This window comes from Pseudoflavonifractor gallinarum (genome assembly GCF_014982855.1).
GTDB classification, from domain to species: Bacteria; Bacillota; Clostridia; order Oscillospirales; family Oscillospiraceae; genus Pseudoflavonifractor_A; species Pseudoflavonifractor_A gallinarum.
This window is the reverse complement of the sequence record NZ_JADCKF010000015.1, coordinates 67670-79208: the sequence shown is the minus strand read 5'-3', so window position 1 is coordinate 79208 and position 11539 is coordinate 67670. Positions and strand designations below refer to the sequence as shown.

Annotated in this window: 6 protein-coding genes; all 6 read right to left on the bottom strand. The window is 45.1% G+C overall.

Annotated features, from left to right (window positions below):
• Positions 1–273 precede the first annotated feature (273 nt).
• Genes INF37_RS14345 through INF37_RS14320 form a run of 6 tightly spaced genes read right to left on the bottom strand, consistent with a single transcriptional unit; the run spans position 274 to position 11479 of the window.
• Positions 274–1101 (bottom strand): restriction endonuclease, encoded by an 828-nt coding sequence (locus INF37_RS14345; RefSeq protein ID WP_193539061.1) that lies wholly within the window; start codon positions 1099–1101, stop codon positions 274–276.
• Between the two features lie 14 nt (positions 1102–1115).
• Positions 1116–1781: a hypothetical protein gene (locus INF37_RS14340; RefSeq protein WP_193539059.1), complete on the bottom strand. Its 666-nt coding sequence runs from the start codon at positions 1779–1781 to the stop codon at positions 1116–1118.
• Entirely contained in the window at positions 1768–4935 is a 3168-nt protein-coding gene (locus tag INF37_RS14335) for a hypothetical protein (RefSeq protein WP_193539057.1), read from the bottom strand. The genes INF37_RS14340 and INF37_RS14335 overlap by 14 nt, the downstream gene beginning before the upstream one ends.
• Positions 4932–5732 carry a hypothetical protein gene (locus INF37_RS14330; RefSeq protein WP_193539055.1) on the bottom strand — a complete coding sequence of 267 codons (801 nt, stop codon included), beginning with the start codon at positions 5730–5732 and terminating at the stop codon, positions 4932–4934. Before INF37_RS14330 ends, INF37_RS14335 begins: the two co-directional genes overlap by 4 nt.
• Positions 5733–5745: 13 nt before the next feature.
• A complete protein-coding gene (locus INF37_RS14325; protein ID WP_193539053.1) occupies positions 5746–8262 on the bottom strand; it encodes a helicase-related protein in 2517 nt (838 codons plus the stop codon).
• Positions 8255–11479 (bottom strand): SNF2-related protein, encoded by a 3225-nt coding sequence (locus tag INF37_RS14320; RefSeq protein ID WP_193539051.1) that lies wholly within the window; start codon positions 11477–11479, stop codon positions 8255–8257. The genes INF37_RS14325 and INF37_RS14320 overlap by 8 nt, the downstream gene beginning before the upstream one ends.
• Positions 11480–11539 lie beyond the last annotated feature (60 nt).

Genomic DNA, 11539 nt, shown 5'->3' with positions numbered 1-11539 from the left:
GTGGGGCAACAAGAAATACATGAATATGAAGCACCTGGAAGCAGCCTTTGAGGATGCCTCCATTGCTGGCTAACTTCATTCATGCCAGGGGCTGTAAACCAATTTGCGCAAAACTCTTGACACTACCAGCTTTCAAGACTACTTCTCCGTTTTTATAGATAAAACAAAATCAATAAATAGGAAATGCCCCCAAAAAGCTGCCTTCTGGGGGCATTTCTTTTTATGCTTGTCAACGGACTATTTTCCGACAGCACCCCTTATCTCTCTTGTTAATCAAGCAGTACCCAAAAAATCCGTATCAATTTCATAGGTACCGAATGTTTGCACACATCGAACTCCTATACCACTACGGAGCATTAAATCCGTAAGTAGGGAGCCATCAATCAGTACAATCTGCTTTCCTACTTGCTCTAAAACCTCCTTTCGTGCATCTTTCGTAAAGCTGGAAGTCGTAATAAAAACCCCCTTGGTTACTTTTTTCATTGCCCCAGAAAACGCCTGTATTTCTTTGCAGCCAACATTGTGACTTGATGCATATCGCTTGGCCTGGATGTAAATTTTGTCCAAACCAAGCTTGTCTTCATTTATGATTCCATCAATTCCGCCATCGTGAGACTTCCCTACAACTTGGCCCGCATCCGTTCCGTAACCATATCCTAAAGCAAGAAGAAGTTTAACCACAAGGTGTTCAAAAAAACTCGGATCATTATTGAGGATCATATCAAGGAGTTGATTCTTTACGCTCTCTTTATGTTGATTGTAGTACTTCTGCATTTTTTCCTCTGGTAACAGGTCGGACGCAGAGGACACTGGATGCCTATTAGTTACATCATTAGCTGAAGTAGCGCATATTGAATCTATAAGTGAATAAACAGCTGTTCCGCGTTTCCCTGATACAATATAGAAATGTTTAACTGGATGTGCCGAGGGAAATTCAAGTCCCTGACAGTGCCTGCGGAGACTATGGCCAACAATTGAGTTTGGATCTGCTGTATTAAAGGTATATAACTTCTCAGAAAGTATGTGATTTGTTATCTCTTTACAGGTTAATCCATCTTTTTTCTTGCTAAGTACAGTTTTAATCGCTTCGAGAATAGTCATTGTCACACTCCTTTCTAAAATCTAATTCTTAGCTTGCCTGCAAGATTCTTTTCCTTGAGCCATGCCATGATATTGGGGGTCAAATCGAAAACTGTAGCTCGCTGAGAAGATACCTTCTTCAAGAAGTCTTCGATTTCAGGGTTCAAAGAGAATTGTTCAGTAATTTGCGTTGCTTCCACCACATAGGAAACCAAGCTATTTACTGCTTTGATGGATGGATTTCCAGTGACTGTTTGGGTAATACTTTCTGTCAGATCCTTTGCTCGTTTGGGGTCATTTGATAGACCGCCAATCATAGACAAATAACCTTTCGGACCATCAGAATATTTCTGAGCCGCATCACGCCATACGATTTTAATTTGCGCTGCAACCGCATCTCCCTTAGATTTCAGCAGCCTAACCGTTTCCAAGGTCAACCGCATTTCGGAAACGCCGTTGCCGCAATCGTCAATGCAAGCAAGTAATTCGCTGCGAGTAGACTCATCCATAAGCGAAGTGCTGACAATACCCTTTTCTTTCATGGCAGCAGCACAATCAATGGTATCTTTAATGCTCTCAGTGGCCTGGGCAAGCTGTGCCAACGCCTTCGCATAAGTTTCAGCGTGCTGCTTGCTTTCGATTGTCGCTCTGCGTTTTTTGATGGCGGAGGTGCAATTTTTGATTGTGTCAGTTAACAGCATTTTCGTACACCTCCATATTCTCAAGCTGTGCGTAAAGTGCTTCCATAGAAGATAATGCAGCTTCAGACAATGCTTCTGTACCGGCAAAACCACCAGTAGCTGCTATATCTTTTTGGGCTTTCGCTCCCTCTTGGTCAGCCTTTTGGGCAATCATCTGGATATCTCGAAGGAAATCATATAGAACATGCAGGGAGTTACCAGAGTATGCTGTTAGCTGCTTTACCGCTTGAACAGAGGCGGCATCTTCAATCAGCTTAATATGCCCCAGAACAGTCTTAGCTGTTTCAATGGGAGGCTTTTCATACTTTACTCTTAGCTCTGTACTTCCTATGATTCCATTTGCAGAAAACACAGAAAATAGTTCTTGAATAGCAGACAAAGTATCAATGAGATTCTTCTGGTTGAGTTCACCAATATACTCTTTGAGTTTTCCTACCACCTTTGCAGCTTCCTGAGTATCCGCAGCCATAGCTTTTTTTACGCTTGGATAGAGCGATTTCAACAGCGTAGCAGGATTGTAGAGAAGATGCTTCTGTGGGATACTACCGGGCAAAGTTGCTTCAATATCCCAGTCGGAAGCCATAAGATTTTCAGTGGCCAGCACCAGTTCGTCCATTCGGTAGCAGGATTTCGTGTTGGGGTCAACAGCAAAATGGACAGCACCCATTGTAGTCGCGGAAGCTTGCTTCAAGAAAGTCAGTGCGCTATCGAAGTCAGCTTTGCGGTTAAGGACGAACTGAATCATGTCGTTCCACTCACGTGTATCTCTCTTGATGCTATCATCTTTCTTGAAATCCTTGAACAAGGATTTGATTACTGAATAGGGAGAACTTGTATCAACCCTCTGCCCCAAAATACAGGCTTTAAGATATTGAATCGAAAGGCACCACTCCAATACCGGAAGAGGCTCTTCTCCTTGCTTCGTAGCAGAAACTTTTTCGATAATTTCGGCTTTTCTGCGTTCCAACCAAGTAATCAATCGTTGCTGATAGTAAGCTGCGCCTTCAAAATCCCAACCCTTTGCATAGTTTAGTTCATTCAAGGCCATCAGAGCATCGCGGCTTTCGGAACTTCTATCCATGTAAACGATAGCTCTATCAATGTTTGTGGGAGAACTTTGATCGTCGATATAGTAGCAACCCAGGTCAGAAAGGCGCTCTTCGGCAATATAGGCCGGGATACCAATATCCTGCCAGTTAATTGCGCCACACTGTTTGGAGTCGCCGCGAACAAGAGTACGAAGCCAGCCACGATAATCGGGATCGTATTTCAAGGTTTCCCCCTTGGTAAACCATGCCGTGATGTCGTTCTTAAATTTCAGATAATTCTTTGTAGCACCATCGACAGGAGGTTTAGCCTTGGGAGGCTCCGGAGTAGTAGTTTGGCGAGCAGGAGTGCTCCCGCTGTGTTTTGCTGGTTCGGATGCAGTAGCCGGAGATACAGTTTTCCCCGTGGATTTGTCCACAATTTCACCTATGCCAGTAAAGGTAGTCAATCCTACATCTGCAAGGAAAGCTTGATTAAGCCCACCAAAACGCAGTATCCCATCGGTTTCTTTCACACCGGATGCAGAGCCGTCACCCCAAATAGCAAACAACGCTTTCAGACGGTTCTTATCGTCAGAACCCATACTTTCCAAACGATCAATGGAAGAACTGTGTGGGTCATTGGACATCTGAGCATTACTGGGGTTAAGCGGAAAATACCAACCATCCCCATACTGCTTGCCATCAAAATATTCTTTTAACTGAGCACGAATAACATTCTTCAAGAACATTCTCGGGCTTTTCGTCGCAAGAGATTCGTACAGAGTCAACAGTGCATGCCGATTAAATGGATATAGTGTTACCTCCTTATTGCCGATGGTCGTGGTATCCCATTCGCAAGGTGGTGTAAAATCACTGATTGGCAATTCACTCAAATCGGCGCCAGACTCAATCCAACTATGGAGTTCCTCGGGGGCGCAGTAAATTGCGTTCAAATACCGTCCAGCCATCTGAATGATAAACTCGTCAGTTCCATAGGAGCGTTCTGTGACCTCAATTTGGTGTGTTACACGGTCTTTGAAATTACCTCGAAACGCATAATAATAGTCGTTGGTAATGCCGATTACCGAAGTAACACGACACAGATCTGCGTAATCGCCGCCATGCTCATAAGAAAGCGCTGTAATGAGTTCCTGGTCAATTCCGGTGAAGCCGGTGAAGTCCTCGATAAAAATCGTTAGGTTTTTGCCTTGCTTTTTCAAGTCTCGTCTCAGCTGAGCAAAAATCGTCTCCGCATTTTCACTGGAAATATCTGCACAACGCTGAATGACCTCTCTCGTAAACCTGTTGAGATAGTTGATGAGCTTGGTAATCTCAAAGTCATCGCCTTTCAAGGAGGCCGCAAACAGGGACGCTTGGGGATCGCCCTGTTTCATTACAGCTCGGATGATTTTAGATACATTAAAATCTTCTTCTGTAAAAATTGTGGTATCTTGAAGGATCTGATTACTCGGAGCAGTGATGACATTATAGCATCTGGATATTGCGCCACCTTCACGCAATAGATGTTCACTTACACGGCTGTCAGCAAGGTAGCTGGCAATGTCACGACACTTGACCGCTTTGTAGGTTTCTCCGGACATATCGTTTCGTACAGCTGCAATGTAGGCATACAAAATCTCTGTTTTGAAAGAACCTTCATCCTTAGAATCGGAAGAAACCACAAACTTGCGCAGCTTATCTGCAACATCAGGATCTTTGATTGCATCCTGTTCCAACAACTGAGAAAAAGCACCGCGGACAGAGTTATTCAAACGACGCAGGAACACCAACTGCTCCGTTGCAGGATTATATATAGTAGAGGGGCTTCTTTCAAACTTGCCTTTTAAATAGCGAATAAGATGAGATTTACCAGTGCCGTGATTACCTCGAACAATGACCATACGATGCTCATTGTCAGGATTATAGATCAGTTGCTCGAAAACCTCATCTTCGCTCATCAACTTTGTAGGGGCAGGCATTTTCCCCTCTTCATAATAGCCGCCACGGAAAAGCTCAAGAGATGAGAACGGCATGTGAGTAGACATGAAATAGGCATCTTCAGTAGCCATATCATCTGTTTTAATCGCATACCGTTCCATGACAGAACGATATCGTTCCCAATTCATGAGGCCATCGCCTCCTTCACTGAAATATGTGTGAACCCATTGATAGGATCACCGTCTACATAGTAGAGCATGACTGGAGTGGAGTCAGACCATGTTTCAAGTTTAATGAGACCAATTTCATGCAGTGTGCGAAGACCAGCAGAAAGAGCCAGAGGAAGATTGCTACCAATCTCAACTTCGGGGATTTTTGTGCTCAGCCAAAGTACGAAGTCCTGGGCGAGAACAGTCTCGTTATATTTGAACTTTTCTGTGTATGTAGTTGCCAATACATCTTCTAACCGCAGCTTCATATTGGGGATTATCATTGTTCCGCTCAAATAGCCAAGCCCTAAAAAAGCAGCCCAAAAGCGCCATCCCAGGACAGCGTTTTCATTCAGTGCAGCCAGCTCTTTTACTTCGGAAGCGCAGGTCTTAGCCAGGCCTTCCCAGGATTTTAGCGCAAAGATTCGCTCATTTTGAGCAATCAGCCATTTGGTGAACATGTGAAATGTGGTGTCTTTCGCAGAGAAAACCCGCGCACTCACATACCGCCGAAAAGCTTTAGGGGAGGCGATTACGCCAGGATCAACCGCTAAGATCAAATTCTCTGCATTAGCTTTGATGAGGGAGAGCTCTTCGAGGGCCACATTGATTGACTTGTTGATTTGGTCGATTTCTTTTTCGTCATTGATGCCCAATGTCATGCACTTACGCACTTCATCCCGGCTCATACTATCATGGGAAATCAAGCGGCAGACAGAGAGAACTCGCTCCGGGGTCGGTTCCATTCGCATGCCGTCTGGATTAGCTTTGAACATACGAATACCTCCTTTAGAATTTTTGGATCGGAATAGGATAACCATCGCTATACTCTCTTATCGTCCTGCCACCATTGGCAACGATGGTATTCTCGTTGCAGTAGAGTATCTTACGATAGCCAAGGGCATCCAGTTTTCCAAGGTTTTTGTACAGGGTAAAGTTTGTGGCGGTGTCGCCATCAAAGATGCAGACAACACCTTTAGCAAAGAGATAGGGACAATGGGCAACCGCATAATAGAACTCTTCGTAATTTAAGAGGATGCCACTGTAAATGATCTCATTGGATAGCCGGTTTGGAACAACAAATGCACCGATATCATTTTGAGAAGCCTTTTCTGCAATCAGAGCAACCTCTTCTGTGCTGCAAAGCCCGGTCGATGGTCTGCTGATAATCATTTCATTAAAAGAACCCATATTTCGTCCCAAACGAGGAGACGGAGGTGCAGCGGGAAGTGTAATCTCTGGATCTGTTCGTAGCTTATAGGTGTCATCACTGGTGATTCGACCTTCAGGATCTGCTGGGCAGCCGTTGCACACTTCTCTGGAAAGCGGAAAAAGGTGCCTGAAAACACGTCCCCAGCACAATGCTTTGGGAGAGGATACAAGCTCACTCATGATTCTATATCCAACCATTTGTGATTCATATTCTCGGGCACGAGGTTCTGTCAGTGCATTCGCGAGGCTGTCATCATCGCTAAGAATATCGGGTTGTAGCAACTTGATTGTAACCGTGTAATATTTTTTTGGCGGATTCGATTTCTTATCGAACACATAGTTTGCATCCAGAAGATCAATAAACCCCGTCCGATGTAGGAATAGGAGCAGGTTGACATTCCATGCAACATTCCGGTTCCCTGCATACTCGGCCTCCTCGTCGGTCATCGTGGGCGGAGTAGCGGAGGTGTTCAAAACACACTCATCAGAATCAATCATTGCGGTCGGGTTAGAAAGCAGTGCCTTCCAACGGATAACAGCTCGTTCAACCGTAAGAACTCTTTTGCTGACAAGGCCCAGCGCCCGACGCACATCACCATCACTGTCATATCTGCTCTGGTACGGGATAAACAGGCTAAGCGATGGAAGTCTATCACGGCCACCACGCCCTACCTCCTGATAAAATCTGCTCAGATTTTCAGGACAGCAAGCATGAATGATTGTTCTAACATCAGGTTTATCAACACCAATACCAAAGGCAGAAGTAGCAATCACAACGTCAAAGTCATGATTTTTCCAGCCGGTTAATATGGTATTTCGGTCTGTTTCTTTGGTGTCTCCGGTGAAAACGGGGATATTTTTGTATCCAAATTCACAAAGCTTTTTTTGCAATTCCTTCGCTTCTCTTGGTTCAAGTACATAGACAACCATCGGCTTTGGAAGTAACTTGATGGCCTCGATAGTCTTATTAACTTGTTCGCCTCGAGACTTTGCGGAGTGGAAATAGAATCGTGGCTCCTGGCGAAGTGCATCGCAACGAACCTGAGCATTTTTCCCACTTGAACCAAACAGTGCAAACAAGGTATCAACTACATCATCAGACAGCGTAGCCGAAAGCAGAAAAGTACGGATAAATTCTTTTGATTCATGCTCCCACTTCTTCAATAGAATAGAGAAAATTTGAAAGTCGGGTCGAAAAAACACACCCCAGTCTGGAACGACATGGGCCTCATCAACCACAACATTGGCTAAATAATGGTCTTTTGCAGCGTTGTCCAGTATGCGGTGAAGTTCTGAGTTTTTGAGGATTGCTTCAGGCGAAGTAAAAAGGATACGAGCCTTTCTGTCTTTCAGAGATTGGATGATTTTAGCCCTTTCAAGCTCAGACTGCTCTCCGCGATAACAATAAATCTCAGTTTCGTTTGTCAGGTTTTGCTGTGCTGCATAATACTGGTCTAAAGCCAACGCCACAGTGGGTACAATCACAACTGTCAATCCATCAGAAGAGCTGGCCAAAAGCTGCGTAACCAAGCTTTTACCTCCGCCGGTAGGAAGGGAAATAAGAAGCGTATGCCCATTGGGTAAATTCAAAGCGGTATGAACGGCTACCTTTTGCTCAAAACTTTTGTAGGCGTTGAAGCCAGTATGTGTTGCCAGTATCGCGTCACCAGAAGATTCCATTTCAAGCTCAATACCATCGTCATGGCGAAGAGCATACACGTCTTTGATATATTGATGAGGCTCAATCCATTCAGGAATATGGTGTAAGCAAGACACTTGCAGGTCATTTTCACACACGAGATCGAACTCTGCACCGTGCTCTTTTACAACCGCATAAAGCTTCTCGGTAAGCTTTATGCGCCCAATGAACAAAACAAGATCACGAATGTTTAGGCAAATATCCTTTGCCGATGCTACTTCTCGCTTAAACTGAACAGACCGTCGAATAAATCCAATTACATACCGTGATTTTGCGGCTTCCTGCATTTTCAAAAGATTAGATGTATCAACAAGGTTCTTTTCTAATTCTGCAATAGCACTTTGGGCTTTCATAGCTCCCACTATGTATTGCTGCAATACCTCTTTACTATCCATTACTTCTCACCCTCAAAAAACAGACTGCATCTAACTCCGGTTTCGCATTTTTGAGCGCCCGAAGTGTCACATCAAACAGGTGTGCTTTTTTATCAACGCCGGACATGTCCCGTTCAAAGTAGATACATTCTGCTCTATAACCATTCAAAACGCGCTGCATCTCCTTCTCAGCAGCTTCAAAATCAGAGTGCTTTTCAAGTCTGGCACAGGCCCGTTTGTAGGCCGTTGCAGAAGCTTTATCGACCAAAGGTTCCCAGGTGCTGGGAGGAGTTCGACTGATAAATCGCTCCAAAGGTGAAATCGACATTTTGCTGCCACCACGCCGCCCAAGGTGATTGACGCTATTTGGGCGCAGAGAAAGCAGAGTATTGAGTATCTCCTTTTCAGGGACTTCTTTGCTTCGGGCTGTTAAGGGTATAGTAACCATAATTTGTTTGAGGGGGAGATACATTCTATATTGTGACAATGTTTGCAGGGTCATCCCGTTTTCAAACAGCTCGTCAAGTTTTGGCGCGATATTGTAGATAAATATAAGACCATCATAGTTGTATGCTGCAAGCGTTTCGATGCCAGTACATCTACCTCTGTTACAGCCTATTGCGTTTGAGATAATAGAATCGTAAACAGGGTCTCCCGGTGCAAAGAAAAGAATATCCTCCCGGATTGCCGCAGTCCGGCGGTCAAAGGAGCCCAGGAGCTTACCTTCTCTTCTCATAATAGAGGAATTGGTATATTTATCCCACTGAGGAGGGATAAAGAGAGACTGTCTTGCCGCATTTACGCTGAAAGAGCTTTCTCTGAACTCAATCAGACCCGAACTGGTAGGTTTCTCAGGGGAAAGCCCGGCCTGTTTCCCCCAGCCCATCATGGCTGTGGCGAATAGATTGTCATCTTCCGATGCGTAGATGCCGAGAACATTATCAATCCCCTGAAACAAGGGGCGATATAAGGTGGCTCCAAGGTCAAAATCCTGTTCGTCCTCAACACTTTCTCGCATTTCTTCTGCTTGATCCAGAATATCATCAAACGCATTGGTAAGGCCGGTATAGTAATCATCCAGCAGAGCTTCAACGATCAATTCGTTTAGTTCTCCGGTGATAATCTCAAGGCCACTCAGAGACTGCTCAAACAGCTTCATGCCGTCTTTCCAAATGTGGAAGAGTTGCTCCTCAACAGAAGTATCTGCATAGAGTACAACAGACACAACATCCATGTTGGGGTTGCGTCCCAGACGATCTAATCGGCCAATACGCTGTTCAAGTGCATTGGCATTCCACGGCAAATCAAGATGGATAATCTGGGAGGCGTTCTGGAAGTTTCGGCCTTCACCGCCGGTTTCATCACAGATGATTACTCGACACGCGGGATCATTTTGAAAGGCATATACGCTGTCTTCAAGTTCATCTCGATCCATATGTTTGCCAAACGCCACCGCATGAATACCCATATTGGCAAATCGCGTATTGAACAATTTCAGAAACTGAACCAGTGTAGCATTATGCGCCGTAAATACAACCAGTTTGCAGGTTTCATCGTCCAAGATATCTGTCTCCTGGTCAATATAGTTCATGGCAGTCATTAAACGGCCTTTGATGAGATCGGGATCTTCATCAAGCGCAACATTTACCAAGCTATGTTCATTTTCCGCTTGGCGTTTCCACGCGGCTGCGCTGTCCAGCAATATCCCGTCACTAATTTTGAGCTTATGCAGGGTATCTTCAAAGGCCCACGGGCTGCTAAACAACGCAGAAAGAAGAGGAATTGCAGTTTGGGTCACATATTCTTCGTCATCTCCGCCGTTATCAGCAAGATAGGCGAGCGTATTCTGAATTGCTCCTATCTCATTATAGTTTTCGTTGAGAGACAACGGTGAATACGGGATAGCACACAAGGTCCGCCGAGCCATCTTTTCGGAAATCAGCTGGCGTCGATTGCGGATCACTCTTCGCTCGATCCTGTAATTCTCGCAAATATACGCTAAAGCTTGCTTAACCTTGGAAAGTCCTTGATCTTCCGCGCTAAGATCAATATCCTTGACCATTTTCTCCAGGGCTGCATCTTCAAGTGTTTCTACGATACCATTTAGGTCGTCTAAGACGATTTCTGTGTACTCGTCATAGCGCTCCAAATATCCCAAAAGGAGATTGGCGGACTTCTGGATACGTTTTTGCCGCTTTACCATCCAGGAAAAGCGTTCAGCAGACATGGTTTCATATTGCTCTGGATTGAGTAGTGCAAGCAGACGACGATACTCTTCGTTTCTGTCCTGTATAGGAGTTGCAGACAAGAGCAAAATGTGTGTTACTTTCCTGCTGAGATTCTGCACTTGGTTGTACCAAGTATCGTTGGCAAGAAGTCGGTGTGTTTCATCTACAATAGCGAGATCCCAGGGCATAGAAAGAATCAATAACGATCTTCCTATATCCTCCATAGGAAGCAGGCAAATCTGGGCACGAGGCGAGGCAATAGCCGCATTAAGACCATATTTGTAGTGCAACTCGTTTTTCCACTGGCTCGCTAATGCTCCGGGGACAATGATAAGTACTCGGAGATCCTTCTTTTCACTGGCCAGTATACTGAGAATAGAACACGCCTCGACTGTCTTGCCCAAGCCGACTTCATCCGCCAGCATATAACGGACAGGTGTGGTTTCAAAGCAACGGGCCACTGTGCTTATCTGGTGCGGGAGCAGAAAAGCTCGGCAGCCAGCAAGTACATGGAAACCATAAGTTGCGTTGTTTACAAGATGAAGGTTTTTGCTTACCTTGAGATGATTGATGAACCAAGTGGGGTGCTGGAACTCATAGGCCCGGAGCTGCTTATCAGGCGCGAAATTCATCTGCGAATAATCAAACTTGAGTTCTGTTTCGCACTCCTTGACATGCTGTCCATTTGGCAGTTTAATCCAATACCAATAGGGTTCGTCCTCAGAATAGGGTTCAGAGGCGCGAGACACAATTGTGCCTCGGCCCCAACCCCCTTCAACAGCACCACCCGGACAGGCTTCACAACGAGTCACCGCTCGAGAAAAGAATACATTGTGCTGAAATAAATCCCCATAGTACTGCCTGCTGCCCAATAGATCGTGCATTTCGACCTTGACTGCATCGGCAATTTCGTTGTACTCGACAAGCTGAGCAAGGACATAAAACCTGGGATGATCTCTGTCACCTTCTTCAACGACGATGGGACAGCGATAGTAACATCCTACCAACATACGCAGCTCTCCTTTCTCAGCTTAAGCAAGAAACTAATGCTGCATGGTAGCCTCTTGCGG